This is a genomic window from Kitasatospora sp. NPDC008050 (assembly GCF_042957465.1).
In the GTDB taxonomy this organism is placed as follows: domain Bacteria; phylum Actinomycetota; class Actinomycetes; order Streptomycetales; family Streptomycetaceae; genus Kitasatospora.
Genome location: NZ_JBIBIJ010000023.1, coordinates 31,899 through 58,220, shown reverse-complemented (window position 1 = coordinate 58,220; position 26,322 = coordinate 31,899). Strand labels below are relative to the sequence as shown.

The window sequence follows — 26,322 nt, the reverse complement described above, 5'->3', positions numbered from 1 at the left end:
GTCCGGCGGCTCCAAGAGAGGATGCGCGGTGCGGATCGGGTGGCGGGTGCGGCGTGGCAGGACCTGGCAGCGATGTCAGCAGACGGTCGACGCACTGGAGTTACCCACCCCCTTCGACGCCGTCCGGTTCATCGCCGGGCTGGCCGAGCAGCGCGGGCGGCCGATCGAGCTGATCCCGGTCAGCGGGCGGCCGAACCTGCCCTGCGGCCTGCTGGTCACCACCGACGAGGCCGACTGCATCCTCTATGCCGCCGACACCACGCCACTGCACCAGCAGCACATCCTGCTGCACGAGGCCGCGCACCTGATCTGCCGTCACCACGAGAGCGCGCCCGCCACCCAGACCCTGCTGCCGCACCTGACCGGCAGCCTGGTGCAGCGGGTGCTGGGGCGCACGGTCTACTCCGAACCGCAGGAGCGGGAGGCGGAGTTGGTGGCCTCGCTGATCCTGCACCGGGCGGTGCTGGACGCCGGCGGCACGCCCGGCTCCTGGTCGGACTCCGTCTTCGGCGCGGGCGGTCCGGGTCCGGTGCCCGGCCGGCAGCCCGGACCGGGGGCGGGACGTGGTTGAGCTGGGGGTGGCCGACCTGGCCGCGTACAGCGCCGCCGCGCTGCTGCTCGGCTTCGCCGGCCAGCGGCTGGCCGCCGTCCGCGCCAACCGCGGCGACCTGGTGCAGCGCTACGCCTGCGGCTTCGCGTTCTGCATGGGCGTGGCGCTGGTGACCCGGGCGCCCGGCCTGGTCGCCGCCACCGGCCCCACCGGGATCGCCTCCGGGCTGCTCCTGCTGGTCGGCGACGTGATGAAGATCGGCGCGGTGAGCCTGCTGGTGCTGGTCGCACTGCTGCTCCAGGCCCGCGGCAGCGACCCGCTGGTGGTGCGGGCCCGGCTGCGCCGCTGGTCGGTGCCGGCGACGGTGGTGCCGCTCTGCCTCGTGCTGCTCTTCTGCGGCGCCCATGCCACCCACCAGGGCGGCGAGTTGATGGTGCGCGGCGACGGCCGCTGGTTCCTCGTCGGCTACAACCTGCTGTTCGCGGGCTACTCGGTGAGCTGTCTGGTCGTGCTCGTCGGCGTGCTGACCCACCAGACCCGGCTGGCGGCCGGCAACCTGCTGCGCACCGGCCTGCGGCTGATGACGCTGGCGGCGCTGGTCGGCGCGCTGTGGAGCGCGTGGGCGCTGGACGACGCGGTGCGGCTGATCGCCCACAGCAGCCAGAGCGACAGCGAGGACACCCTCTCCAACATCCTCGGCGCGCTCTGCACGGGACTGACCGTCAGCGGCGCCACCGCCACCGTCTGGGGCGGCACCCGCTGGGGGGCGAGGATCACCGCCCCCGCCCGCTGGCTGCGCGCGCGCCGCCGCTACACCGCGCTGGAGCCGCTCTGGTCGGCGCTGCACTCGGCGGTGCCCGGCATCGCGCTGGGCGAGGGGGCCGGCGCCGGGCGGCGACCGGCGCTGCGGGACGCGGAGTTCGCGCTCTACCGGCGGATCATCGAGATCCGCGACGGGCAGCTGGCGCTGCGGCCCTACGTCCACGCCGAGGTGGCGGACTGGGTGACCCAGGCGGTCGGCGGCCCGCCGTGCGGTGCGCGCTACGGCGGCCCGCCGCACGGCGCGCTGGTGGAGGCGGCCACCCTGGCGGCGGCGCTGGAGGCCGGCCGGGCCGGCCGCCGGGCCTGTGACACCACGGCGGCCGTCGCGTGCGTGACCCAGCCAGTGCCAGGTCCGGGCACGGTGGACGCCGAGGCGGACTGGCTGATCCAGGTGACCGAGGCCTTCGGGGGCGCCGCCGCGGTGGCCGAGGTCCGCCGACGGGCGGTGGCGGAGCTGGCCGGCCGCGACTGAGCGGACGGCCAGGGCCCGGGGCTCTCGGGGCTCGGGGCTCCGGGCTCGGGTCAGGGCCTGGGAGTTGCGGTGGCCGCGCGGTAGTCCGCGGCGGTCAGCGCCAGCACCTTGACCGGCCTGCCGTGGCTCGGCACGGTGGTGCGGCGGTCGAGGGTCAGGCCGAGCTTGGTCATCACCCGGGCCGAGGCGTGGTTGTCCACGTGGCAGATGCTCACGATCCGCTCCAGCCCCAGCTCCCCGAAGGCATGGGCGAGCACGACCCGAGCGGCCTCGGTCGCGTAGCCGTGGCCCCAGGCGCGCGGGGCCAGCCGCCAGCCGATCTCCACGGCGGGCATGATCTCCGGCAGGAACACGGGGGCGGCCAGCCCGACCCAGCCCAGGAACTCCCCGCTCTCCCGCAGCTCCACCGGGTGGAGCCCGAATCCCCGCTCGTCCCAGAATCGCTGGAAGCGCAGCAGCTGCTGCTCGCTCTGCTCCCGGGTGAGGACCGAGCCGTCGGCGATGTAGCGCATCACCCCCGGATCGGCGTTGAGTTCGGCGAGTGGGGCCAGGTCGGTGGGCTGCCAGGAGCGCAACCGCAGGCGCGGGGTGAGGAGTTCGGTCATGACGCGGAGTCCGGGCTCAGGCTCCGGGCCCAGCCGGCCGGTCCGGCCAGGACCGTCTCGCCGTCGGCCACGCGCACGGTGTGTTCCATGGCAGCGATCCTGGCGGGACCCCGGGTGGTTGCCAACCGGTTTTCGGCTCCGCCCGCCGGTCGGCTCAGGGATCGGCTCACGGATGGACTCAGAGGTGCGCTCACAGGTCGGCTCACGGATGGACTCAGAGGTGCGCTCACAGGTCGGCTCACGGATGGGCTCACGGGTGGGAGAGGCTCAGTTCCGGCCCGATGTTCCGGCCGCCCGGCGCCAGGGCGGCCGGGGCGGTGGTGGCGGCGGGGTCGGCGCAGAAGGTCTGGCCGAGCAGGGCGCCGATGGCCTGGGTCATCCCGGCGGCCTTGGCCGGGTCGTTCGGGGTCACCGAGAGCGCGATCTGGCGGGTGCCGCTGCGGTCGCCGACCACGTAGGTGAGGTAGCCGTAGATCGACCCGGTGTGGCCCCAGACCTCGCCGCAGGGCAGCGTGCCGCGCATCAGGCCCAGACCGTAGTCGAGGCTCTGGCCGGTCGTGATGACGGTGGTCATCTCGGCGAGCTGGGCCGGGGCGAGCAGGCGGCCGCCGAGCAGGGCGGCGTTGAACCGGGTCAGGTCGTCGGTGGTGGAGATGATCTCGCCGGCGGACCCTGCCACCGAGGGGTTGAGCTCGGTGATGTCGGCGGGGCCGGGGGTCAGCGGGAGGTAGCCGTGGGCGTGCGGGCCGGGGATCGAGGCGGTGGTGCCAGGCAGGTAGGTGTGGTGCAGGCCGAGTGGGCGCAGGATCCGCTGCTGGACCTCGGTGCGCCAGGAGTGGCCGGTGACCTTGCCGATCAGCTCGCCGATCAGCTGGTAGTCGGTGTTGGAGTAGTGCCAGCCCTGGCCGGGGGCGAAGTAGGGCGGGTGGCTCGTGGCGACGGCGATCAGCTGCTGCGGGGTGTAGGTCTGCCAGCGGCCGGGGCCGGCCAGTTGCTCCTGCTCGGCCTCGGTGTCCTCGGCGAACCGGGGGTCCTCCGTGTAGTCGAAGATCCCGGCGGTGTGGTTGAGCACCTCGCGCACGGTGATCGCGGCGCCGTCCGGGACCGTACCGGGCAGGTAGCGCTCGATCGGGTCGTCCAGGCCCACCCCGCCCTCGGCGGAGAGCTGGAGCACCACGGTGGCCAGGAAGGTCTTGGTCACGCTGCCGACCCGGAACCGCCCGTCCAGGGGTGCGGGCGCGCTGCTGCCGAGCCGGGCGACCCCGGCCGTGCCGCGCCAGGCGACCCGGCCGTCCTCCCGGATCTCGGCGATCGCGCTGGTCGCGCCGCCCTGGGCGAGGATCGCGTTCAGCTCCTGCTGGAGCGCGGCGCTGTCGGGACGGCTGTCAGGGCGGCCTGGGGCCGGTGCGAGGGAGAGCGTGGCGGCCGGTGGCGCGGTGGCGTCGGCCGCCGGGGCGAACGCGAAGACGGTGGCGGCCGCGAGCAGCCCGGCGGCCAGGGGCAGGCAACGGCGGCGGCGTTTCGTGGTCGGCGGGCGGTACGGCATGCTGCTCCCCCTCGGTGGGCACCCCTCGATGGGCACCGGAGCCCCCCGGCGCCCACCCAGCATCACAGCCCCGCCGTCCCGGCCGCATCGATCCCCGGATGGAGAAGAACGGATGTATCTCCTCCCTGGGACGGAAGTTGACGGTAGGACAGTAGCCCTACTCGGGCAGTCGCGGCGGCTTCGGCAGCCGCGGTGGCCCGGGCAGGTTCGGTGGCCCGGGCAGGTTCGGTGGCTCCGGCAGGTCGGGGGGCTCGGGCAGGTCCGGTGGCTCGGGCAAGGCGGGGGGTTCGGGAAGGGTGGGGGGTTCGGGCAGGGAGGGCGGATCCGGCAGGTCACCGAGCTCCGGCAGGTCGGGGGGCTCCGGCAGGTCCGGCGGCTCCGGCAGGTCGGGGGGTTCGGGTAGGGAGGGCGGTTCGGGCAGGATCGGCATGGCAGCTCCTCGGGGACGTCCGGAGCGGACGTACCGTCAGATCATCCGCAGCCGGGCCGGGAACGGGCAAGGGGGACGGGACGCGGGTTCCCCGGCCGGAACCGTTGCCGGCCGGGGCGAGGCCGGCCGGGGCGGGGCCGGCGGAGTCGTGGCCGGTCGTGGCCGGCGGCGGGCGCGGTGGGCGCTTGCCGGGGGTGGGGCGACGGGTTCAGGCTGGTAGGGAGCAGGAGGCGCGTCATGCGAAATCACTGGGATGTCGAGCTGAGCTTCGAGGAAGACGGCGTGAACACGAGGTGTGACGCCAGGCTGGTCGGGAGCCGGGCCCCGGGGCTGGCCGGCCACGGTGAGGCGGTCCGCAGTTCGGTGGACCGGCCGCTGGCCAGGATCGGTGAGGAGGTGGCCGCCTGGCGGGCGCTGGACGACCTGGCACACAAGCTGCGGTCCCAGGCGGCCGGCGAGATCGACGACGAGGGCCGACGGCCCGCCTACCTGGTGTACTGACCGGCAGGTCCGGCAGCGCGGGCGCCCCCGGCCGGGCGCCGGTGTCGCGCCGCGGTGATCGGGTAGCGTGCACGCGGGGAGCGCCCCCACGCGGGTTGGTTCCCCATGCCCGCACCCGAGCACCGGAGTTGACCCGAGATGAAGGCGATCGTCTACACCACCGGCGGCGGACCCGAGGTCCTCACCCTCGTCGAGCGGCCGCTGCCGGAGCCCGGCCCGGGGCAGGTCCGGGTCAGGGTGCACGTCTCCGGGGTCAACCCGACCGACTGGAAGAGCCGCACCGCGGGCCTGGCCCCCGGGATCACCGCGCAGGTGCCCAACCAGGACGGCGCGGGGGTGATCGACGCGGTCGGGGCCGGGGTGGCGCCGGGCCGGGTCGGCGAGCGGGTGTGGATCTGGGAGGCGGCCCGGCTGCGCGCCGACGGTACCGCACAGGAGTACACCGTGGTCCCGCGGCAGCAGGCCGTGGCGCTGCCGGCGGCGGCCTCCTTCGACCTGGGCGCCGCGCTCGGCATCCCGGCGATGACCGCGCACCGGGCGCTGACGGTGGCCGACCGGGGCCCCGAGCGGCTGTCGCCCGGCGCTCTGGCGGGCCGCACCGTGCTGGTGGCGGGCGGGGCTGGGGCGGTGGGCAATGCGGCGATCCAGCTGGCCCGCTGGGCCGGGGCCACCGTGCTGACCACCGTGAGCAGCCCGGCCAAGGCCGCGCTGGCCCGCGCGGCGGGCGCGCACCAGGTGATCGACTACCGGGCCGAGGACGCCGCAACCGCGATCCGCGCGCTGGCGCCCGGCGGGGTGGACGTCATCGTGGAGGTCTCGGCCGAGCAGAACGCCGTGCTCGACCACGCGGTGGCCGCACCGAACGCCGTGATCGCCTGCTACGCGGCGAACCCGGGCGACGAGGTGCGGATCCCGATCCGCGGGATCATGGACACCAACCTGCGCTGGCAGGGCGTGCTGGTCTACACGATGCCGGTGGAGGCCAAGGAGCACGCCGTGGCGGCGGTCTCGGCCGCGCTGGCCGACGGCGCGCTGCGGGTCGGCGAGGCGGCCGGACTGCCGCTGCACCGCTTCCCGCTGGAGAAGACCGCCGACGCGCACGCGGCGGTGGAGAGCGCGGCGGTGGGGAAGGTCCTGGTGGCCGTCCTCCCGGAGGACTGACGCGGCGCAGGGTTCCGGCATTCTGACGCGGCGCCAGGGCCTCCGGTTGATCTGACGGCACGTCAGGCCGACTGGAGCGCCCCCGTGGTGAGCAGTCGCAGCGCCTCGGCCGAGGCCGAACCGGGCTCGGCGTGGTAGGTGCAGAGCGTCTGGTCGGGGTCGCTCGGCAGCCGGAACGCCTCGTGGTTCAGGGTCAGCGGGCCGACCACCGGGTGCCGCATGTCCTTGGCGCAGTGCCCCTTCTCGGACACGTTGTGGGTGTCCCACAGCCGCCGGAAGTCCTCGCTCGTCGCGCAGAGTTCCTCGTAGAGCGCGCCGAGGCGCGGGTCGTTCGGGTAGCGCCCGGCGCTCAGCCGCAGCGCGGCGACGATGTCGGCGGCCTTGCCCGGCCAGTCGACGAAGACCTCCCGCAGCGCCGGGTTGCGGAAGGTCTGCCAGGCCAGGTTGCGCTGCTCGGCCGGCATCGCGCCGAAGTCGCCGATCAGCGCGGTCGCCGCCCGGTTCCAGCCGAGCACGTCCAGCCAGCGGCCGACCACGTAGGCCGGCACGGTCTCCATCGCGTCCATCAGGTGCTGCAGTTCGGGCCGCAGCACCTGTGGCTTGGTGGCGGTGTAGCCGCGCCGGCGCACCGGGCGGACCAGCCGGGCCAGGTGCTCGCGTTCGGCCTCGCCCAGCCGCAGCGCGCCCGAGATGGCGTCCAGCACGGCGGTCGAGACGTTCTCGCCGTGGCCCTGTTCGAGGCGGGTGTAGTAGGCCACGCTCACCCCGGCCAGCTGGGCCAGCTCCTCGCGGCGCAGCCCGGGCACCCGGCGGCGGCCGCCGTAGTGGGCGAGTCCGACGTCCTCGGGGCGAAGCCGGGCCCGGCGGGAACGGAGGAACTCACTCAGTTCGGTGCGCTGGTCCATGACGTCAAGTATGAGGGTGATACTGCCAGTGGTACGAACAGAGGTCGTAGGTAGACCGCGGCCTGGTTCGGGGTGCCACCGGTTGGCAGACTTGCGGTCATGACCCACACCACTGTCGCCGCTTATGCCTCCCCCGCCCCGAAGGCCCCGCTCGCCAAGACCACCATCCCGCGCCGCGCGCTGGGCGAGCACGACGTCCTGATCGAGATCAAGTTCGCCGGCATCTGCCACTCCGACATCCACCAGGTCAACGCCGACTGGGGCGTGGGCACCTACCCGATGGTGCCGGGTCACGAGATCGCCGGTGTGGTCACCGAGGTCGGCTCGGCGGTCGGCAAGTACGCGCTGGGCGACCGGGTGGGCGTCGGCTGCTTCATCGACTCCTGCCGCGAGTGCGAGAACTGCAAGGCCGGTGAGGAGCAGTACTGCACCGGTGCCGGCGGGCAGTTCAGCACCTACAACAGCCGTGGCCGCGACGGCGAGCCCACCTACGGCGGCTACTCGACGCACATCGTGGTGGACGAGAACTACGTGCTGCGGATCCCCGAGGGCATCGAGCTGGACGCGGCGGCCCCGCTGCTGTGCGCCGGCATCACCCTCTACTCGCCGCTCGCGCACTGGAACGCCGGTCCGGGCACCAAGCTCGCCGTCATCGGCCTGGGCGGCCTCGGGCACATGGGTGTCAAGATCGCCCACGCGCTCGGCGCCGAGGTCACCGTGCTCAGCCAGACCCTGAGCAAGCGCGAGGACGGCCTGCGACTGGGCGCGGACCACTACTACGCGACCAGCGACCCGGCCACCTTCGAGCAGCTGGCGGGCAGCTTCGACCTGATCCTCAACACCGTCTCCGCCAACCTCGACCTCAACGCCTACCTGAGCCTGCTGCGCACCGGCGGCACCCTGGTGCAGATCGGCGGCCCCGAGCACCCGATGGAGGTGGCGCCGTTCGCGCTGATCCCCGGGCGCAAGTCGCTCTCCGGCTCGATGATCGGCGGCATCCGCGAGACCCAGGAGATGCTGGACTTCTGCGCGCAGCACGGCATCGGCTCGGAGATCGAGGTGATCGCGGCGACGCAGATCAACGAGGCCTACGAGCGGGTGCAGAAGAGCGACGTGCGCTACCGCTTCGTGATCGACGCGGCCACCATCTGACGGCTGGTCCGCCTGTGACCACATGACGGTACCCCTGCCCGTCCGGGCAGGGGTACCGTCATGTGCGGCGGTGTGCAGCCACCGCCGGGCCGGGCGGATCCGCCCGGGCAGGTTCGGCCGCGCAGGTTGGGCCGGGCAGGTTGGGCCGGGCGGGTTTGGGGCAGGTGCCCGGCAGGCTGCTGCTCAGCCTGCGGGGTCGGTCAGCCAGCCGTTGTCGTCCGCCCAGGGACGCGGGGTGGGACGGGACAGCCTGAGGGCGGCGCTCGACGAGGGGACGAGGGTCACCGGGATACTCCTTGAGAGTGGTACGCGGACAGGCCGGGTGAGCCGGTCGGTATCAGTACAGGACGGGCTTCGGCGGGTACTGATCGCCCCAGCTGGTGTCGGGGAGGGCGACGGTCGAGCTGTGGCTGGTCGACGCCTTGGCCGGCAGGCCGAGGTGGGCGGCGGCGCCGACGGGGATCAGAACGGCGGCGGCGAGCAGCACCAGGGTGCCGCAGCGGCGGAGGATCGAGGCCACGGGCCAGCTCCTGTGAGTCGGGTCGTCAGGGTCGCGTCGGTGGCACAGCTGGCCGGCCGAGCGTTGGATTCCGAGTGAGGGGAGCATTGTCCCGGTCCCGGGAGGCCAGTCCACCCTGCCGGGGGGGCGCTTTTCCAGCTGGGCAGGATGGCAATAGCGTGCATGGCAGAGAGTTTCGGGGGTCGCAAACAGGGGTGAATCGTGCAAAACGGTACAGAGTTCGAGCAGTTGCCGGAGCTCGACATGACGGCCCTCGCGCTGTTCGACCACGTACTGGCCCACGGTGGCCTCGACCTGGGCCCCCTCGGGAGTCCGGGCCGGGACACCGAGGACGGGACGACGGCGTGGCCGGCCGGTCTGACCTCCGAGCAGGTCCGCCATGCCCAGCACACGCTGGTCGCGCTGCGCCTGCTCCGCCCGGCGCCGGGCCGTCCCGACCTGCTCATCCCCACCAGCCCCGAGGCCGCCGCCGCCGAGGCGCTCGGCCCGTTGGAGGCGCGGATCGCCGAGGCCAGCTCGCATGCGCAGGCCATCCGTGACGAACTGCACGCGCTGATGCCGCGTTACCGCTCCTCGCTGCGCGAGCGCGGCCGCCAGGTCGGCACCGACCGGCTGCCGGACCTGCGCACCGTCTCCGCGATGCTCACCGAGGAGTCCGCCCGCTGCCGCGAGGAGGTGTTCACCATCCAGCCCGGCGGCGGCCGGCAGCCCGGCCGACTGGCGGAGGCCGTCAGCCGCGACCTCGCGATGCTCGGGCGCGGGGTGCGGATGCGGACCCTCTACCAGCACTCGGCCCGCGCCAACCTCGCCACCCAGAGCTACGTGGAGACCCTGACCGCCTCCGGTGCCCAGTACCGCACCGCGCCCGAGCTGCCCGACCGGGCGGTGGTCTTCGACCGTTCGGTGGCCTTCCTGCCGGCCCGCGCCGAGGGCGGCTCGGGCGAGGGGGCGGTGCTGGTCCGCGACCCGGACATCGTCGGCTACCTGTGCCGGGTCTTCGACCAGCTCTGGGCCACCGCCACGCCGTTCCACGGCACCAGCGAGGCCGCCTACCGCGAGGTCGGCGACAGCCTGCGCCGCGCGCTGGTGGGGATGCTCGCCGAGGGGCTCAAGGACGAGGTGATCGCGCGCCGGCTCGGCATGTCGCTGCGCACCTGTCGGCGGCACATCGCCGACGTGCTGCTCACCCTGGGCGCGGAGAGCCGGTTCCAGGGCGGCGTACTGGCCGAGCGCAGCGGGCTGACCGAGCCGGAGCGCGCGGGCGAGGGTCAGTAGGCGCGGGGCTGGTCAGGCGGGCGGGAGCCGGTAGGCGCGAGGCTGATCGGGCGGGCGAGAGCCGGTAGCGCGGGGCTGATCAGGCAGTGCGCACGGCCACCGCGAAGATCCGGCGGAACGGGAAGACCGTGCCGTGCGGACCGGCCGGGTAGGCCTCGCGCAGCAGGGCGGCGTACTCGGCCAGGAAGGCGGCGCGCTCGGCCGGGTCGGTGAGCCGGGCGAGGACCGGGCGCAGCGCGGTGCCCTTGGTCCATTCGAGGACCGGGTCGGGCCCGGTCAGCAGCGTGCTGTAGGTGGTCTCCCAGACGTCGGGTGCGCAGCCGGCGGCGAGCAGCGCCTCCAGGTAGGTGCCGGGCTCGTGCACCCCGGCGCGGGTGGCCTCGGTGCCGAGCCGCTCGCGCCAGCGCGGGCTGCGGCGCAGCTCGCCCAGCAGGACGTGGCTGGGGGCGTCGAAGTTGCCCGGGACCTGGAAGGCGAGCACGCCACCCGGCTTGAGCGCGGCGGCCCAGCGGGGCAGCAGGTCGAGGTGGCCGTCGACCCACTGCAGCGTGGCGTTGGAGACGATCAGGTCGGGCGCCGCCGGTGCGGGGTCGTAGGTCCCGGCGTCGGCGAGCAGGTAGTCGGCGGTCGGCTCGCCCTGCGCGGTGCGGGCGGTGGCGAGCATCTCGGCGGAGTTGTCGATGCCGGTGATCTTCGCGTCCGGCCACCGGTGGCGGATGCCCGCGGTCGAGTTGCCCGGTCCGCAGCCGATGTCGAGCGCGACCGGCCCGGCGGGCAGGTCCGGCACCCGGGCGAGCAGTTCGCGCAGCGGGCGGGTGCGCTCGTCGGCGAACCGGAGGTACTGCTGGGGGTCCCAGGCGGGGGCGGCGGCGGAGGCGGCGGAGGTGGTGGCGGAGGAGGAGTCGGCCGAGGAGTCGGCCGAGGAGTCGGCGGGCGTGGCGGTGCTGGACATGGCGGGCTCCTGGGTATCTCGATATCAAGATATCTACAAGGGAGAGCTTGCTCCCTGATTTATCTTGATGTCAAGAGACCTAGGGCCGGTCGGCGTGTCACGGCAGCGTCAGGATGCGCGGGCCGTCGTCGGTGATGGCGACCGTGTGCTCGGCGTGGGCGGCACGGGTGCCGTCGGCGGTGACCAGGGTCCAGCCGTCCGGCGCGGTGTCGTAGTCGCCGTGGCCCCCGGCGAGGAACATCGGCTCGATCGCCAGCACCATGCCGTGCCGCAGTCGCATTCCGCGCCCGGGGCGGCCGTCGTTGGGCAGGTGCGGGTCCTCGTGCATGCTGCGGCCGATGCCGTGGCCGCCGAAATCCGCCGGGATGCCGTAGCCGGCGGCCCGGCCGACGCTGCCGATCGCGTGCGAGATGTCGCCGATCCGGGCGCCGACCACCGCGGCGGCGATGCCCGCGGCCAGTGCGCGCTCGGTGGTCTCGATCAGGGCCAGGTCGGCCGGGCGCGGGGTGCCGACGATGAAACTGGTGGCCGCGTCGCCCGCCCAGCCGCCGAGCAGGGCGCCGCAGTCGATGCTGACCAGGTCGCCGTCCCGCAGCCGGTAGTCGGTCGGGATGCCGTGCACGATCGCGTCGTTGACGGAGGCGCAGATCACCGCCGGAAACGGGGTGTCGGCGAAGCTCGGGCGGTAGTTCAGGAACGGCGAGTCGGCGCCCGCCTCGCGCAGGACGCCGCGCGCCACCTCGTCCAGCTCCTTGAGCGAGACCCGGACGTCCGCGGCTCGGCGCACGGCTGCCAGTGCGTCGCCCACGACTCGGCCGGCGATGCGCATCGCGTCCAGTGACGCGTCCGACTTGATCTCCACCATCTCCGGTTGCCTCCATCGGGCCAGGTCGGGCCGGGTGCGAGCATGTTGCGGCACCGGCCCTGCCAATTCTTATACCGGTATTTGTATCACGGCATTAGAATAACGGCCATGGTGCGCACTCCTCTCACTCCGCAGGAACGTGAACGCGGCGAACGGCTCGGCGCTCTGCTACGGCAGGCCCGGGGCGACCGCAGCATGGTCGAGGTCGCGGCGCAGGCCGGGCTGTCGTCCGAGACGCTGCGCAAGATCGAGACCGGCCGGGCGCCGACCCCGGCGTTCTTCACGGTGGTCGCGCTGGCCGCGGCGGTGGGCCTGCGGCTGGACGAGGTCGCCGCGCACTGCGTCATCGCGGAGCCGGAGGTGCAGGCACTGCTCTCCGCGTGAGTGCTGGGCGCTGAGCGCTGGGCCCTGAGCTCTGAGCCCTCCTGAGTCCTGGGCCCTGCGGTTCAGGCGCCTGCGGCGAGTTCGGCCCGCAGGCCGCCGATGATCAGCGCGAGGCTGCCGTCCCGCTGCTCGACTCGATGTTCCGTCCGCGGTACGAGCCGCTCTCGCCGGACGGGCCCGAGCACCTCCCGGTCGTCTTCGAGAAGTGGCTGCACAGGTGGCGCGAGGAGCCGGACTTCGGCTTCGAGCGGCTGGCCGGGCTGTCGATGCCCGTGCTGGTGATGCGGGGCGGCGACGACGACGGCGTATGGGTGGAGCACAGCGCGGCGGTCGCCACCGCACTGCCGGACGCCCAGCTCGCGATGGTCCCCGGCACCTCGCATGTGCCGCCGCTGGAGAAGCCGGCGCTGGTCAACCGGCTGCTGCTGGACTTCCTGGCCGAGGCGCAGGTGTCGAAGTTCATGCCCCTGGGCGCGCTGAAGGCCTGACGGCCGGGGCCGTCAGGCCGTGCGGGAGGTGCGGGGGTGCGGGAGGTGGCTCAGTGGGGCAGTGCCCAGTTCTGGTTGGCGGCGCCGTTGCAGTCCCAGATGCCGAGCTGGTTGCCGTTGTTGGTGCCGAAGCCCAGGTCGTCCAGGCAGCGGCCGGACTGCGGGTTGAGCAGCGAGCCGTTGGGCTGCGGCTTCCACTGCTGGGAACCGGTGCCGTTGCAGTCGTAGAGCTGGATCATGGTGTGGTTCGCGGTGCCGCCGCCCGTCACGTCCATGCACTTGCCGAGGACGCGCAGCGTCCCGTCCACCCCGACCGTCCAGTGCTGGGCGTTGGTGCCGTTGCAGTCGTAGATCTGGATCGGGTTGCCGTTGTTGGTCTTCGCGCCCGCGTCGTCGATGCACTTGCCCACGTAGCCGGTGATCTGGCCCTGCGGCCCGGCCACCGGCGGGGGCGGCGGGGTCACGACTCCGGTGAAGATCACCTGCGGGAACGAGATCGTCTTGTCGATGCCGCAGAACGCGATGCTCTGGCCGGTGCCGACGATGTTGGCGCCCTGGGCGATGATCACGTACGGGCCCGTGCCGTTGACGTACCAGGTGCAGGTCGCCTGCACGTGCCAGGACTGCAGGGGGTTGATGCCCGTACAGATCCCGATGGCCGAGCCGACACCGTTGTTGAAGGCGTTGCACCCGCCGTCCTGGGCGGCGGCCGGCGCCGCCTTGCTGGTCGTGGGGGCCGCCGCCTGGGCGGCAGCGGGGAGGGTGAGGGCCGCGGCGGAGGCCAGCAGCGTGGTCATCATGACAGCAGCGGTACGGCGCATGGAGATTGAGCCCTTTCCGTGACGACTGGGTGACGCGTTCACAGGCGGTTCACAGGTGCTGCCCAGAGCATCGCAGTGCCATGGAGAGGGCGTCAACGGATATGGGTCGACAAGATGTTGTCATTCATTTCAGCTCGCTGGTCAGATCGGTGGCCGCCGCGGTGTAGCGCGAGCTGACCTGGGTCCAGTCGGCGAGGGCGTGGCGGAAGTGGTCGGGTGAGCGCGCGAACCGGCGGGTGGCGATGTGGAGTTCGTCGTCGCGGACTGCCGTTTGCAGCCACCGGAACCGGCGCTCTTCGGCGTCCAGAAGCGCCCGCACCTGCTGGTGGGCCTGGGTCGGGAGCAGGCCTCGGCTGGTGCGCAGGGCGTCGACGGCCGTGAAGGCGTCGGCGCTGCCGGCGGCGAGGTCGTTGATCAGGCAGCCGACGGTGGAGAAGCTGCGCAGGAGGGACTGCACGAGGGCGTCGTTCCAGTCGGGTGTGACGCACCGCTCGGCCAGTTCGCACCACATGGCGGCGAGGAGCATCCCGCCGTCGGTCGGACGGATCGTCAGGTACTCGCGCAGGGTGGGCGTGCGGTGCGGCTGGACGAAGTCGAGCAGCTTGGCGGAGGCCGCGTGGACCCACTCCTCCAGGTGCGTCAGATACCGCTTCGGCGCCGCACGCGGTCGGCCAGGCGGACAGGCACAGGTCCACGTACCCGTGCGCGAGGTAGGCAGCGGGGTCGGGGTGCGGACCGTACTCGGTGAGGAACGTGGCCGCGCTGACGCACAGGTTGGTGTGGCGGGCGTCGGTGACGGTGGTCATTTCGCGCCGGGCGTGGCTCTGCTGCTGACACGGCGTGCAGCGCCGCACGCGCTCGGAAGAGTGCTCGACTTCTGTACATGAGTCAACCCGCCGCGAGGATGAATCTCTCGACGGGTTGGCTGAACTGAGTTGCTGTCAGTCCTTCGCAGCAAAGCGGTAGTCCAGGACGAATTGGTCAGCGGCCATCACGGTGTCACAGACCTCCACGACCTTGCCCGTCTCGGTGATGGCGTTCCGGACGAGGTGGATCACTGGTGATCCAGGGCTCAGTGCGAGCGCCGCACTTTCGGCTTTGGTGGCGAGCCGGGCCCGCACGGTCTCGGTGAACTCGGCGAGAACGTGCCCGTGTTCCTCCAGTCGGTGGGCGTGTACAAGAACGTGAGTCGGGGCGTGGTCGCGCTGGTGTTCCGCTGTCGGCCCGAGGGTGGGCGCGAGCAGCTGTCGGAGGAGTCGACGGCGGTCGCGTGGCTGACCCGCGAGGAGGTGGCCGAGCGGATGAGCGAGGTCTACGCCGTGCGCCTGCTTGATGCCCTGGGAGATGAGACGGCGCCGTGCGTTCGGACGCATGACGGGCGGGCGCTCATCGACTCGCTTCAGCGCTCTGTGGACGGCAGGAAGGTGCCGTGATCGAATTGCGGGCGTGAGTTCTCTGATTCGCCATGTCACCGTGGATTCCGCCAACCCCTATGTACTTGCGGGATTTTGGGCCCAGGCTCTGGATGGCTCGCTTGCTGATGACGACTTTCCCGGGGATCCGGAAGCCGTGGTCACAGCGGGCGGAGCCACCCTGTTGTTCATCAGGGTCGATGAAGGCAAGGCGGTCAAGAACCGTGTGCATCTCGACCTCCAGCCCAGGGACCGGACCCGGGACGAGGAGGTCGATCGGCTTCTCTCGCTCGGGGCCACGCTTCAGGCCGACCACCGAAGGCCCGATGGAACCGGATGGGTAACGCTGCACGATCCCGAGGGCAATGAGTTCTGCGTGGAACGCAGCGCGGCCGAGCGGAACGACGCCTGATCTTGCGCCGCTTGGGCGTGCCGATTCTGCGGGGTGCCTCACCTGGTCCGGCGACGGCCGTATAGCGCTCGCTGCACTCCGGCGCGTGTCCGGGTGCCTCGTACGCGCAGGTGTCCCCCGGTCCGGCACGGCGCCCCCGCTTCGGCTGGGGCCGAGGCGGGGGCGGAGGGGTGCGGTCAGCTCGCGGCGGCTGCGGCGCCCGCTTCGGCGATGGGCTGGTCCTCGCCGCGGGTGCCGCCCGCGACGCCGATGGCGCCGGCGATGGCGCCGTTGACGTAGATCGGGATGCCGCCGGGGAGCAGGGCGAAGCCGGGCTGGGCGGCCATGGTGGCGAGCAGGACCGGGTCGCCGCCGGCGACCTTGCCGAAGTCCGCGGTGGGGACGCCGAGTCCGGCGGCGGTGACCGCCTTGTGGGTGGCCACGGTGGTGGCCCAGAAGGTCGCGCTGTCCATCCGGGCCAGGGTCTGCTGGTTGCCGCCGGCATCCACCACGACGACCGCGACGGCCACCTTGAGGGCGGCCGCCTCGGTCAGCGCGGCGTCCAGGATCTTGCGGGCCTGCGCGGCGGAGATGATCGGTGCGGTGGTCATCTGTCCATGCTCCTGAGGTAGGTGACGATGTGTCATATAGCTTGCGGGGGTGGGGGGATGAGGTCTGGGAAGGCGCGCCGAGGGGGCGCGGTTCAGCGCAGTGCGAATCGGAACATCGCCTCGGGTGGCGGGCCGCCGACGGGCCCGGGTAGGCACGGGTCCTTGTCGACGATCCGCTTGAGGTAGCCGGCGCCCTCGGTGCCGCCCGAGCCCTTCAACTGGCGGGGCAGGTAGCGGGCGCCGAAGCCGTAGTGGCGGCCGCGCCAGGTCAGCAGGGCGCGCTCGACCGCCTCGAAGGCGGCCGTCAGCTCCGGCGCGTCGGCGGCGCGCACGGCTGAGCGCAGCGGCCACAGGTCCCGGTAGGGGCGGCTGTTGAGCTCGTGCAGGTGGGCGATGCCGAGGAAGACCTCCGCCTTGCGCGGGTCGTACCCGTACACCGCCAGCTCCACCAGGTGGTAGTTGAGCGACTGGACGGCGCTGGCCGCACCGGTGGCCTCGCGGAAGGTCATGAACTGCTCGGGCGAGAGCGTGCGCAGCACGTGCAGGATGCCGTTCAGCAGCTCCGCGCAGGACGCCGTCTGCCGGGTGTGCAGTATCGCCCGGTCGAGATCGTCTGCGAGGACCGCGGTTATCGCCTGGCAGGCCGTCCACCTGGCCAGGTAGAAGACCACCTCGCAGGCGTGGACCGAGCGCAGGAAGAGGTGCTCGTGGTGCTCCTGGGACTGCGGGAACCCGGTGCAGCTGGTCAGCACGCTCAGCCGGCGCCGCAGCCCCGGTGTCGGCGAGCCGGGCCAGGGCGCCTCGCCCCGCGCCACGGCCCGAGCCGCGGTCTGCGCCAACAGCTCGTCCAACTCGCCGATCAGCGCGGCCAGCCGCGAGCGCCGCTCGGTCGACTCGGGCACCCCGAAGCTGGGCAGTGCCGCGGGTGGCTCGGCCTCCTTGGCCGCGAGATCGAGCAGGGTGGCCCGCAGCGCGGTGATGCCGGCCGGCAGCGGATCGGCCTGGTAGGGCCGCAGGAACCAGTCGTAGACGTGCAGGCTGGTGTACCGGTAGTACTCGGGGATCTCCTCGCGGCTGAACGGGCGGGTGAGCAGCGCGATCACGGCGCGCTCGTCCTCCTCGCCCGCCGAGCGCTCGCCCGCCGGGCCGCGCTCCGCCGTCTTGCCCGCCGGGCAAGCCTGCTCGTACCAGTCGGCCAGCAGCGCCCGCTCGCCGGCGGTCAGGGCCGCGCGGCCGTGGGCCTGTTGCAGGTGGACGATCTCCGCCACCCGGCCGGGGCGGCCCGGCGCGACGCCCGGGCCGAAGTTCTGGCAGTCCATGGCTCACCGCTCCGCTCCGCCGGGGTCGGCCGCCCGCCGCCCCAGCACCAGGTGTTTCTCCCGGCTGGCGTGGCGCACCTCGCACCCGGTGAAGCCGGCCGCCCGGAGCAGTTCGAGGTAGTGCGCCGCGGTGCGGTGGCGCCCCTGGGTCTCCACGTGCATGGCCAGGTTCATCGCGGCCGTCGCCGGTGGCAGGTAGCCGCTCTCGTCGAAGAGGCGGTCCATCACCAGCACCACGCCACCGGGCGCGCAGGCCCGGTAGGCCTTGCGCAGCAGATCGAGACAGGTGTCGTCGGCCCAGTCCGAGAGGATGTAGCCGAACGCCAGGCAGTCGCCCGCCGGCAGCTCGGCACGGTGGAAGTCCCCGGCGGAGAAGGCCAGTCGACCGCCCAGCCGGTAGGCCTGCCGGGATTCGGCCAGCTTGGGCCCGACCTGCGGCAGGTCGAAGACGGTGGCCCGTAGCCCGGGGTGGCGCAGCAGTGCGGCGACCGCGAACGGGCCGCCGGCGCCGCCGACGTCGACCAGGTGGCGGGTGCCGTCGAGCCGGGCCAGCTCCACCAGCTCGGCCGAGACGTCGAAGCTCAGCTGCCACATGGCGTCCAGGAACCGGCCGGTGGACTCGGCGTCCCGGTAGAGCTCGGCGAAGGGCTCGTCCAGTGGCTCGGCCAGTGCCGCCTCGGCGCCGGCCTTGCCGAGCGTCAGGCAGGCGTCCAGCCGGCGCAGCCGCTCGGTGGTGCTCTCCATCAGGTGACGCAGGAAGCCGCCCAGATAGCGCGACTCGCGCGGGTCCAGGAAGGGGAGTGAGGCGGTGGGCACGGTGTAGCGGCCGCCCGGATCGGCGGTCAGCACGCCGAAGGCGCGCAGCACGGTGAGCAGCCGGCCCAGCGTGTCCTCGTCCAGGCCGAGGGCGCGGGCCAGCTCGGCGGCACCGCGCGGGCCGTGTTCGGCGAGGTGGGCGAGCACGCCGTGCCGGGCCGCCAGATCCAGCGCGCTGGTGACGAACAGGCCGTAGACCGCGCGCTCCAGCGGGCCGGGCATGAGCCCCGAGCCGCCCGGCCCGCCCTCGGGAACCTGGGCGCCGGGAACCTGAGCACCCGGAACCTGGGCACCGGGAACCTGAGCACCCGGAACCTGAGCACCCGGAACCTCGGCGCCTGACAGCCGGGCGTCGGGAACGTGAGCGTCGGCCGCCGTGCGTTCCATCGCGAACTCCCTTCCACGGCCTCCAGCATGGCCGTGCGGGCGGGGTGGTTCGGGTACGGGCGGCCAAAAACCATCCGTTCGTGTGGGGTGGCGACCCGTCAGACGCCCCAGGACCGCCCGTCCGCACCTCGGATGCCGTCAACCCGCCGTCAGTCTCGGGGATGTGGCCGTGCCCCGGCAGTCCCGACACTAGGGCCTGTCCGCTCAAGGTAGGGGGAAGAGCATGTCGCCTGAATCTCCGGCCCAGCAGGTGCGGCCGCCCGGACCGTGGCAGCCGCGCAAGCGCGTCACCATCATCGGCGCGGGCGTGGCCGGTCTGGTGGCGGCCTATGAGCTGGAGCGGCTCGGCCACAGCGTCGAGGTCCTGGAGGGACACCTCCAGGTCGGCGGCCGGGTCCGCACCCACCGCTTCGTGCCGGGCCGCGAGGGCCCGCTGGTGGAGCTCGGTGCGATGCGGGTGCCGACCACCCACCGGCGCACCATGCGCTACCTGCGCAAGCTCGGACTCGCCGACCAGCTGCGCGAGTTCACCACGCTCTTCCAGGACGACGCGGCCTACGTCCAGACCGGTCAGGGCCACCGGCGGATCCGCGAGGCCTCCGACATCCTGGTCGAGGAGCTGCGCGGCCGGCTGCCCGAGGGCCGGTTCGAGGAGTACGACGCGCAGACCCTGCTCTTCGGCGCCTGGATGGCGGTGCGGGTCAACGCCCTGGCCCCCAGCGACTTCCGCGACAGCATCCGGCGCGGCCTGGACGGCGAGCTGATGGGCCTGGTCGCCGGGATCGATCTGACCGACTACGTGCGGGCGCCCGGGGCCGGCGGCGAACTGATAGACCTGCGCGGCCTGTTCGCGGACCACCCGGGGATCAGGGCCGGCTGCCGCGGCCGGCTCTACCGCTTCGTGGACGACATCGTCAACGAGACCAGCTCCACCCTGATGCGGCTCAGCGGCGGCATGGACCAGCTGGTCCACCGGCTGCGCGAGCGGATCAGCGGCCCGGTGCGGTGCGGCAAGGAGGTCACCGGCCTCGCGGTGGCCGAGCACGGGGTCCAGGTGCGCACCAGGCACGGCTTCGGGTCGGTCGGCCGGCTCTGCGACTACGTGCTGTGCACCATCCCGTTCTCGGTGCTGCGCGGCCTGGAGCTGGCCGGGCTGGACGAGGAGAAGCTGGCCGCGATCCACGGCCAGCGCTACTGGGCGGCCACCAAGGTGGCCTTCCACTGCCGGGAGGCGTTCTGGGAGCGCGACGGCATCACCGGCGGCGCCTCCTTCACCGGCGGGCTGAGCCGGCAGACCTACTATCCGCCGGTGGAGGGCGACCCGAAGCTCGGCGCCGCGCTGCTGGCCAGCTACACCATCGGCCAGGACGCCGACCGGCTCTGCCGGCTGGGCCGCCGGGCCCGGCTCGCGGCGGTGCTGGACGAGGTCGCCGCCGTGCACCCGGAGCTGCGCCGCCCGGGCATGGTGCTGGGCGTGGCCGACCAGGTCTGGGGCACCGAGCCCTCCTCGCTGGGCGCGGCCGCGGTCCGCTGGGGCAAGGACGCCGACTCCTGCGAGGCCGAGCGCGAGGTGGTGGCCCGACCGCAGGGGCGGCTCTTCTTCGCCGGCGAGCACTGCTCCAGCCACCCCGCCTGGATCGAGGGGGCGATCGAGTCGGCCCAGCACGCGGTGCGGCTGATCGACGGCCACCAGCAGGGCGAGGCGGCCGCCGAGGGCTCCTGCGCCACGGCGGTCGAGGAGCCGGCATGACGCGGCGTCCGGCGAGCGGCCGATGAGCGTGTTCGACCTGCCGCGTCTGCACTTCGCCGGCACGGCCACCACCCAGCTGCCGACCGGCGCGCGCAGCGGCCTGGTCGACCTGGCCGACAACACCGCGCTCACCGGGGAGCACCGGCCGTTCCCGGTGACCCGCCCGGCCGCGGAGTACCACCGCGAGCTGGCCGGGCTCGGGCTGCTGGACCTGCCCGGCGCGCACCTGGCCGGCAACGGCCACTTCGTCGTCACCGCCACCGTGGTCGGCGCCGAGCGCACCCCGGGCGACCCGGTCGCGGCCGACCCGGTGCTCGGCCGCAGCGTGGACCTGTGGGGCCACTACAACGAGTACTTCGCCACCACGATGAACCGCGCCCGGGTCTTCGACGTCGATCCGGCCTCCTCGTGGACCACCACGCTGATGGTGGGCCGGCTCTGCTTCGGCCGCAGCGGGCGCTCGCACGAGGTCGGCTACCTCTGCACCGGCGAGGTCGAGGGTTTCCAGCCGCCGCGCTGGCACCGCTTCGAGCCGGAGCCCCGGCCCGGCTGCCGGGGCGGCGCCCGGCCGCGGCTGCCCCGGCAGACGGTCCATCAGTTCACCGTCGACAGCGCGGCACTGCAGTGGCCACCGGCCGCGCCCGGGCACCGCTCGCCGCTGGTGGACGACCTGCGCGCGGCGCTCGCCGAGCCCGGCACGGCGGGGCTCGTCGTCCAGTTCGCGCTCGCCGCGCCGCCCGGACCGCTGCCGACCGGACGCCCCGTCGAGTGGACGCTGACCGGCACCATCGCGCCCTGGCGCCACGGCGAGCCGCGCAGTCACCCGGCGGGCCGGCTGCTGAGCACACCGCCGGGGCGGCCCGACCCGCCCGCCCCGCTGCCCCGCCAGCTCACCGTGCAGCTGGGCGAGCGGCTGGTCGGCGTCAACCTGATCGGCGCCGACCCGCACGCCCTGGCGGACCAGGTCCCACCGGATGGCCGCTGGGAGTTGCGCACCGCGGACGGGGAGCAGCTGGTGGCCGTGCTGCCGGGCGGGCTGGGCGCGCCGGACGGTCGGCTGCTCACCGTCGCGCGGCAGGGCGGCCCGGCGGCCGAGGACCGGGCCCTGCGCCTGGACTGGGCGCCGGCCGGCGGTGCGCGGACCACGGTGCTGTGCGAGCGGGAGACCACGGTCCAGGCCGACCAGGCCGCGCTGATCGCCGAACACCCCCGGCACGCCCAGGACGGCGAGCAGGATCTGACCGTCACCGTCCGCTCGCTGGTCCGCGGCCGCCCGGCACCGGTGACGGGCATCCGGGTCCGCCAGTACGCCAACCCGGCCGCGCTGCCGCTGCTCGGGCCCGCCGAGCTGGCCGGGCTGCGGATCGCGCGGCTGCACGCCGGGGCCCCCGGGGAGGACGGCACGGCGGGGGAGAAGGAGGAGGACGCGTGGGCGGCCGACTGCCTGCTCGACACCGGCCCCGACGGCGTGGGCCACCTCGTGGTGCGCGGTGGCAGGGCCGGCTGCGCGCGCCTGCTCCTCGCGCCTCCGGGCGAGCCGCTGCCGGAGGAACTGCCGCCCGCCGATGGCCAGCTGGATCGCACCGGCGGCCACTACGACGACGCCGACGCGCTGCGCTACTGGTCCGGCGCCGGCGCACTCGCGCTGCGGGTGCTGCCGGACGACTGGCACCTGGACGAGCTGCCGCCCGAGCGGATCACCTTCGAGCTGCTGCACCGCGAGGTCCTCGCCTACTACGAGCTGACCTCCACCTTCATGAAGGAGGAGGTCTTCAGCCTGGCCGACCGGGCCCGGGTGGAGACCTACGCCCGGCTCTGCTGGCAGATGTCCGACCCGGGCAACAAGTCCAGGACCTACTACATGCCGCCCACCCGCGACCTCTCCGCGCCCAGGGCCCGCCTGCTGCTCGGCTATCTGCGGGCCCGCAGCGCCCCGGGCCGGCTGCTGACCCGCGTCGCGACACCCGGACCGCGCCGGGCCGGGCCCGAGCTGACCCGCCGGGAGGACCTGGTCGCCGCGGTGCGCGACGCCGTCACGATCGAACTGGCCGTCACCCTGCAGTACCTGTACGCCGCCTACTCGCTGCCCACCCACGGCGCGGGCCTGGCCTACCTGCGGCGCGGCCAGTGGAGCGCGCAGCGGCTCGCCCTGGTCTGCGGCGACGGCGGCGAGACGCTGGAGGACTCGATCCGCAGCACCCTGCTGCGGGTGGCCCGCGAGGAGATGACCCACTTCCTGGTCGTCAACAACCTGCTGACCGCGCTGGGCGAGCCCTTCGCGTTCCCGGCGATCGACTTCGGCACGCTCAACCACCGGCTGCCGATCCCGCTCGACTTCGCCCTGGAGGGGCTCGGCCCCGCCGCCGTGCACCGCTTCATCGAGCTGGAGCAGCCGGACCGGCTGCTGACCGACCCCTGCTACGGCGACTCCCGCCACGGTGACCAGCCGCACCGCGCCGCCACCGGGCACTCCGCGACCTACCACTCGATCAGCGAGCTCTACGCCGCGATCCGGCACGGCCTGCGGAGCATCCCCGACCTCTTCCCGGCGAAGGCCGGGCCCGCCGGCGGCGAGCACCACGTCTTCCTGCGCCGCTCGGTCAACGCCCGCCACCCCGACTACCAGCTCCAGGTCGACGACCTGGCCAGCGCGCTGTTCGCCGTCGACTTCGTCACCGAGCAGGGCGAGGGCGGCGTGCTGGCGCCGGACCGCCCGCCGGGGGAGGAGTCGCACCACGACTCCTTCCGCCGGCTCGCCGGCCTGCTCACCACCCTCGACCCGGACCACGGGGCCGAGCCGCCCGGCCCGGCGCCGCGCCTGGCCTACCCGGTGCTGCGCAACCCCACGCTGCGGCCCGGCAACGCGGCCCAGCAGCTGATCACCGATCCGCTGGCCCGGCAGGTGGCCGAACTGGGCAACGAGGCCTACGCGCTGATGGCCCAGCTGATGGTCCAGCACTTCGCCGAGCGGCCCGCCGCCAGCCTGCGCCGCTCGCCGCTGATGAACGCCTCGATCGAGGTGATGAACGCACTGGTGCGCCCGCTCGCCGAACTGCTGGTCAACCTGCCCGCCGGGGTGCCGGGCCGGACCGCCGGACCGCCCTTCGAGCTGGCCGGCGCGCCGCACCCGTTAGCCGGGCCGCCGACCGCCACCCGGCGCGAACTGGGCGCCCGGCTGGAGCGGTTGGCGCACGCGGCCCGCAGCTGCCCGCTCGTCCCCGACCAGGTCCTCGGGACCCTGGCCTACCTGGTCGAGCTGTTCCGGAAGGACATGACACACCCATGAGCCACGCACCCATGAGCCACGCACCCATCAACGAAGCGACCCCCGACACGCAGACTGTGCCGGGGCCGCCGGTGGAGGAGACCGAGGTCCTGATCGTCGGTGGCGGCCCGGTCGGCCTGACCATGGCCCTGGACCTGCGCGCGCACGGCGTGTCCTGCGTGGTGCTCGAAGCGGGCGACGGCTCGGTCGGCCACCCCAAGGTCAGCAACATCGGCCCGCGCTCCATGGAGTACTACCGGCGCTGGGGCCTGGCGGACCGGATCAGGGCGGCCGGCTGGCCGCCCGGGCACACCCTGGACAGCGCCTGGGTCACCCGGGTCGGCGGCCACGAGGTCTACCGGCTGCGGTTCGGCAGCGCGCTGACCCGCCCGCCGTTCCGGCACACCCCGGAGCCGGACGCGATCTGCCCGCAGCACTGGCTCTCGCCGCTGCTCGCCGACGCGGTCGGCCACCACCCTTCGGGGCCACTGCGGCTGCGCTGCCGACTGGACGGCTTCACCCAGGACCAGGACGGCGTCACCGCCACTGTCACCGACCTGGCCCAGCAGCGCACCGGCACCGTGCGGGCCCGCTACCTGATCGCCTGCGACGGCGCGGCCTCCCCGATCCGCAAGGCCTGCGCGATCCCCTCGCCCGCCCGCTTCCCCACCCAGGTGTTCCGCAACATCCTGTTCCGGGCCCCCGAACTGCGCGCCCGGCTCGGCGAGCGCAACGCGCTCTTCTACTTCCTGCTGCTCTCCGACACGCTGCGCTTCCCGATGCGCGCGATGGACGGGGACGCGCTGTTCCGGCTCTCGGTGCGGGTCGACGGCGGCCCGCAGGCGGCGGCCCCCGCGATCGAGCTGGTGCGCCGGGCGATCGCCCTGGACACGCCGGTCGAGGTGCTCTCCGACCACGAGTGGCACCTCACCCACCGGGTGGCCGAGGACTTCCGGCACGGCCGGGTGCTGCTGGTCGGCGACAGCGCCCACACCCTCTCGCCCTCCGGCGGCTTCGGGCTGAACGCCGGGATCGCCGCCGCCGCCAACCTGGGCTGGAAGGTGGCGGCCGCGCTGGCCGGCTGGGCCGGCCCCGGGCTGCTGGACAGCTACCGCGAGGAGCGCCGGCCGGTGGCCGTCGAGGCGGTCGAGGAGGCCAACCGCAACCTGACCCGCACCATGGGCCGCGAGCTGCCCGCCGACCTGCACGAGGACGGGCCGAGCGGCGAGCAGGCCCGCGCCGAGCTGGCCCGGCGGCTCGAAGAGAGCGGAGTGCGCCGGGAGTTCGACGCACCGATGATCCACATGGGCTACCGGTACGAGTCGGCGATCGTGCTGCCCGACCGGGTGCCGGCCGATCCGGACGAGCCGCTGGACCGGCCCAACAGCCGCCCGGGCTCCCGCGCGCCGCACGCCTGGCTGGCCCCCGGGCACTCCACCCTGGACCTGTTCGGCAAGGGCTTCCAGCTGCTCGACTTCACCCCGCGGGCCGGCCGTGAGACGGGGCAACTGGACGGTCTGGTACGGGCGTTCGCCGAGCGCCGGGTCCCGCTGACGGTCGCCGGGTGCGCCGACAAGGAGGTGGCCGCGCTCTACCGGCGCCGCTTCGTGCTGGTCCGTCCCGACGGCCACGTGGCCTGGCGCGACGACGACGCGCCGCTCGACCCGGGAGCCCTCGTGGACACCGTCCGGGGTGCCCGATGACGGCCCCCGCGGCGCTGCCCCCCTTCACGCTGGCCGGCTGGCCCGCCGAACGGATCGCCGACCCCTACCCGCTCTACCGCAGCTACCGCGAGGCGGCCACCGTGCACCGGGTGCCGGGGGAGGCGAGCGGCCCGCCCGGCTACTACGTCTTCGGGTACGCCCCAGCCGCCCGTGCCCTGAGCAGCCCCCGGCTGGGCCGCCGGATCCGCGGCGGCAACACCCCGCTCACCCACCGGGCGATCGCGGACACCGCCGTGCGGACGATGGTGGAGGACTGGCTGGTCTTCCTCGACCCGCCCCGCCACACCAGGCTGCGTGCCATCCTCAGCCGGGAGTTCACCCCGCGGATGGTCGCCGGCCTGCGTCCCAGGCTGGCGGCGATCGCCCGCCATCTGCTGATCAACCGTCAGGAACTCGATCTGGTGGAGGACTTCGCCGCACCTTTCCCGGTGCTGGTGATATCCGAACTGCTCGGACTGCCCGCCGGGGACGGCGGCTGGCTGCGCTCCGCCTCGCTCCGGCTCCAGCAGGGCAGCAGCTCCCGGGCCGGGCAGACCCCCGACGCGGCGGTCCAGGCCGACGCCGCCGCGCGGGAGTTGACCTGGTACTTCCGCGAGCAGATCGGCGCGCGGCGGGCCCGGCCCGGCCGCGATCTGATCAGCCTGCTGGTCGGCAACGACGGGCTGACCGAGGCGGAGATCGCCGCCACCTGCGTCCACCTGCTGACCGCCGGCCACGAGACCACCACCCATCTGATCAGCAAGGCGGTGCTGGCGCTGCTGCGCCACCCGGACCTGCTGGCCCAGCTGCGCGCGGACCCCGCACTGCTGCCGGAGGCGGTGGAGGAACTGGCCCGCTACGACCCGCCGGTGCAGGCCGTCACCCGCTGGGCGCAGCGCGACGAGCGGCTCGGGGACCACCTGGTGCCACGCGGCTCCCGGGTCACCGTGCTGCTCGGCGCCGCCAACCGCGACCCGGGCCAGTTCGCCGACCCGGACACGCCCCGGCTCCACCGCCGCCAGAGCGGACCGCAACTCGCCTTCGGCCTGGGCATCCACTACTGCCTGGGCGCGGCGCTGGCCCGCGCGGAGGTGGAGCTGGCGCTGGCCGAGCTGCTGGGGCGGCTCGCCGGGGCACAGCTGCTGGAGCAGCCGGTGCGCTACGCCCAGGACCTGCTCTTCCACGGGCCGGAGCGGCTGCTGCTGCGCTGGTGAGACGA

Annotated in this window: 25 protein-coding genes and 2 pseudogenes; 14 read left to right on the top strand and 13 right to left on the bottom strand. The window is 73.8% G+C overall.

Going from position 1 to position 26,322, the window contains the following annotated elements:
• Positions 1-28: 28 nt before the first annotated feature.
• Complete coding sequence (locus tag ACFZB9_RS32430; RefSeq protein ID WP_391453180.1) at positions 29-571, top strand: ParH-like protein; 543 nt, start codon at positions 29-31, stop codon at positions 569-571.
• Complete coding sequence (locus ACFZB9_RS32425) at positions 564-1,844, top strand: MAB_1171c family putative transporter (protein WP_391453179.1); 1,281 nt, start codon at positions 564-566, stop codon at positions 1,842-1,844. Before ACFZB9_RS32430 ends, ACFZB9_RS32425 begins: the two co-directional genes overlap by 8 nt.
• Before the next feature lie 50 nt (positions 1,845-1,894).
• On the opposite strand, the gene ACFZB9_RS32420 is transcribed toward ACFZB9_RS32425, so the two are convergent.
• The 3 genes from ACFZB9_RS32420 to ACFZB9_RS32410 form a co-directional block, all read right to left on the bottom strand.
• A complete protein-coding gene (locus tag ACFZB9_RS32420) occupies positions 1,895-2,449 on the bottom strand; it encodes a GNAT family N-acetyltransferase (RefSeq protein WP_391453177.1) in 555 nt (184 codons plus the stop codon).
• Between the two features lie 250 nt (positions 2,450-2,699).
• Positions 2,700-3,995: a serine hydrolase domain-containing protein gene (locus tag ACFZB9_RS32415; protein ID WP_391453175.1), complete on the bottom strand. Its 1,296-nt coding sequence runs from the start codon at positions 3,993-3,995 to the stop codon at positions 2,700-2,702.
• A 157-nt stretch (positions 3,996-4,152) separates the two neighbouring features.
• Positions 4,153-4,425: a hypothetical protein gene (locus tag ACFZB9_RS32410; RefSeq protein WP_391453174.1), complete on the bottom strand. Its 273-nt coding sequence runs from the start codon at positions 4,423-4,425 to the stop codon at positions 4,153-4,155.
• Positions 4,426-4,662: 237 nt separating this feature from the next.
• Between ACFZB9_RS32410 and ACFZB9_RS32405 the strand changes: the two genes are divergently transcribed.
• Both ACFZB9_RS32405 and ACFZB9_RS32400 read left to right on the top strand, forming a co-directional pair.
• Complete coding sequence (locus ACFZB9_RS32405; protein WP_184934674.1) at positions 4,663-4,926, top strand: dsRBD fold-containing protein; 264 nt, start codon at positions 4,663-4,665, stop codon at positions 4,924-4,926.
• A gap of 138 nt (positions 4,927-5,064) precedes the next feature.
• Positions 5,065-6,087, top strand: coding sequence for an NADPH:quinone reductase (locus ACFZB9_RS32400; protein WP_391453172.1), 1,023 nt, complete (start codon positions 5,065-5,067; stop codon positions 6,085-6,087).
• A 62-nt stretch (positions 6,088-6,149) separates the two neighbouring features.
• On the opposite strand, the gene ACFZB9_RS32395 is transcribed toward ACFZB9_RS32400, so the two are convergent.
• Positions 6,150-6,992: a helix-turn-helix domain-containing protein gene (locus ACFZB9_RS32395; protein WP_391453171.1), complete on the bottom strand. Its 843-nt coding sequence runs from the start codon at positions 6,990-6,992 to the stop codon at positions 6,150-6,152.
• 99 nt (positions 6,993-7,091) lie between these two features.
• Here ACFZB9_RS32395 and ACFZB9_RS32390 point away from each other — a divergent pair, with 99 nt between their 5' ends.
• On the top strand, positions 7,092-8,144 hold the full coding sequence (locus tag ACFZB9_RS32390) for an NAD(P)-dependent alcohol dehydrogenase (protein ID WP_391453170.1): 1,053 nt from the start codon (positions 7,092-7,094) through the stop codon (positions 8,142-8,144).
• A gap of 337 nt (positions 8,145-8,481) precedes the next feature.
• On the opposite strand, the gene ACFZB9_RS32385 is transcribed toward ACFZB9_RS32390, so the two are convergent.
• Positions 8,482-8,664: a hypothetical protein gene (locus ACFZB9_RS32385; RefSeq protein ID WP_391453168.1), complete on the bottom strand. Its 183-nt coding sequence runs from the start codon at positions 8,662-8,664 to the stop codon at positions 8,482-8,484.
• Positions 8,665-8,865: 201 nt separating this feature from the next.
• Between ACFZB9_RS32385 and ACFZB9_RS32380 the strand changes: the two genes are divergently transcribed.
• Entirely contained in the window at positions 8,866-9,939 is a 1,074-nt protein-coding gene (locus ACFZB9_RS32380) for a DUF6879 family protein (protein ID WP_391453167.1), read from the top strand.
• 79 nt (positions 9,940-10,018) lie between these two features.
• On the opposite strand, the gene ACFZB9_RS32375 is transcribed toward ACFZB9_RS32380, so the two are convergent.
• Positions 10,019-10,891 (bottom strand): methyltransferase domain-containing protein, encoded by an 873-nt coding sequence (locus tag ACFZB9_RS32375; protein WP_391453166.1) that lies wholly within the window; start codon positions 10,889-10,891, stop codon positions 10,019-10,021.
• 97 nt (positions 10,892-10,988) lie between these two features.
• Entirely contained in the window at positions 10,989-11,756 is a 768-nt protein-coding gene (gene map / locus ACFZB9_RS32370; protein ID WP_391453164.1) for a type I methionyl aminopeptidase, read from the bottom strand.
• Positions 11,757-11,864: 108 nt separating this feature from the next.
• On the opposite strand from map, the gene ACFZB9_RS32365 reads away from it, so the two are divergent.
• Together ACFZB9_RS32365 and ACFZB9_RS32360 are read left to right on the top strand one after the other, a co-directional pair.
• A complete protein-coding gene (locus ACFZB9_RS32365; RefSeq protein WP_391453162.1) occupies positions 11,865-12,140 on the top strand; it encodes a helix-turn-helix domain-containing protein in 276 nt (91 codons plus the stop codon).
• Between the two features lie 137 nt (positions 12,141-12,277).
• Entirely contained in the window at positions 12,278-12,628 is a 351-nt protein-coding gene (locus ACFZB9_RS32360; RefSeq protein WP_391453161.1) for an alpha/beta fold hydrolase, read from the top strand.
• A gap of 50 nt (positions 12,629-12,678) precedes the next feature.
• Here ACFZB9_RS32360 and ACFZB9_RS32355 read toward each other — a convergent pair whose 3' ends face one another.
• The 3 genes and pseudogenes from ACFZB9_RS32355 to ACFZB9_RS32345 all read right to left on the bottom strand — a co-directional run.
• A complete protein-coding gene (locus ACFZB9_RS32355; protein WP_391453160.1) occupies positions 12,679-13,428 on the bottom strand; it encodes a ricin-type beta-trefoil lectin domain protein in 750 nt (249 codons plus the stop codon).
• A 145-nt stretch (positions 13,429-13,573) separates the two neighbouring features.
• A complete protein-coding gene (locus ACFZB9_RS32350) occupies positions 13,574-14,092 on the bottom strand; it encodes a terpene synthase family protein (protein WP_391453263.1) in 519 nt (172 codons plus the stop codon).
• Positions 14,093-14,390: 298 nt separating this feature from the next.
• Positions 14,391-14,615, bottom strand: a pseudogene (locus ACFZB9_RS32345) (UTRA domain-containing protein); the annotation flags it as partial.
• Between ACFZB9_RS32345 and ACFZB9_RS32340 the strand changes: the two are divergent.
• Both ACFZB9_RS32340 and ACFZB9_RS32335 read left to right on the top strand, forming a co-directional pair.
• A pseudogene (locus tag ACFZB9_RS32340) lies at positions 14,610-14,882 on the top strand (hypothetical protein); the annotation flags it as partial. The pseudogenes ACFZB9_RS32345 and ACFZB9_RS32340 sit on opposite strands and share 6 nt — an antisense overlap.
• 13 nt (positions 14,883-14,895) lie before the next feature.
• Positions 14,896-15,273 (top strand): VOC family protein, encoded by a 378-nt coding sequence (locus tag ACFZB9_RS32335; protein ID WP_391453158.1) that lies wholly within the window; start codon positions 14,896-14,898, stop codon positions 15,271-15,273.
• A gap of 176 nt (positions 15,274-15,449) precedes the next feature.
• Here ACFZB9_RS32335 and ACFZB9_RS32330 read toward each other — a convergent pair whose 3' ends face one another.
• The 3 genes from ACFZB9_RS32330 to ACFZB9_RS32320 all read right to left on the bottom strand — a co-directional run bounded on the left by ACFZB9_RS32330 (position 15,450) and on the right by ACFZB9_RS32320 (position 18,220).
• Entirely contained in the window at positions 15,450-15,863 is a 414-nt protein-coding gene (locus ACFZB9_RS32330; protein WP_391453156.1) for a heme-binding protein, read from the bottom strand.
• Positions 15,864-15,955: 92 nt separating this feature from the next.
• Positions 15,956-17,182, bottom strand: a complete 1,227-nt coding sequence (locus ACFZB9_RS32325) for a tryptophan 2,3-dioxygenase family protein (RefSeq protein ID WP_391453154.1) — start codon at positions 17,180-17,182, stop codon at positions 15,956-15,958.
• A 3-nt stretch (positions 17,183-17,185) separates the two neighbouring features.
• Complete coding sequence (locus ACFZB9_RS32320; RefSeq protein WP_391453152.1) at positions 17,186-18,220, bottom strand: methyltransferase; 1,035 nt, start codon at positions 18,218-18,220, stop codon at positions 17,186-17,188.
• 388 nt (positions 18,221-18,608) lie between these two features.
• On the opposite strand from ACFZB9_RS32320, the gene ACFZB9_RS32315 reads away from it, so the two are divergent.
• From ACFZB9_RS32315 to ACFZB9_RS32300, 4 genes are read left to right on the top strand one after another with little or no spacing between them, the layout of a single operon-like run.
• A complete protein-coding gene (locus tag ACFZB9_RS32315; RefSeq protein ID WP_391453150.1) occupies positions 18,609-20,135 on the top strand; it encodes a flavin monoamine oxidase family protein in 1,527 nt (508 codons plus the stop codon).
• Positions 20,136-20,157: 22 nt separating this feature from the next.
• A complete protein-coding gene (locus ACFZB9_RS32310) occupies positions 20,158-23,421 on the top strand; it encodes a ferritin-like domain-containing protein (protein ID WP_391453148.1) in 3,264 nt (1,087 codons plus the stop codon).
• Positions 23,422-23,432: 11 nt separating this feature from the next.
• A complete protein-coding gene (locus ACFZB9_RS32305; RefSeq protein ID WP_391453146.1) occupies positions 23,433-25,103 on the top strand; it encodes an FAD-dependent monooxygenase in 1,671 nt (556 codons plus the stop codon).
• A complete protein-coding gene (locus ACFZB9_RS32300; protein ID WP_391453144.1) occupies positions 25,100-26,317 on the top strand; it encodes a cytochrome P450 in 1,218 nt (405 codons plus the stop codon). Before ACFZB9_RS32305 ends, ACFZB9_RS32300 begins: the two co-directional genes overlap by 4 nt.
• The last annotated feature ends 5 nt before the right edge of the window (positions 26,318-26,322 follow it).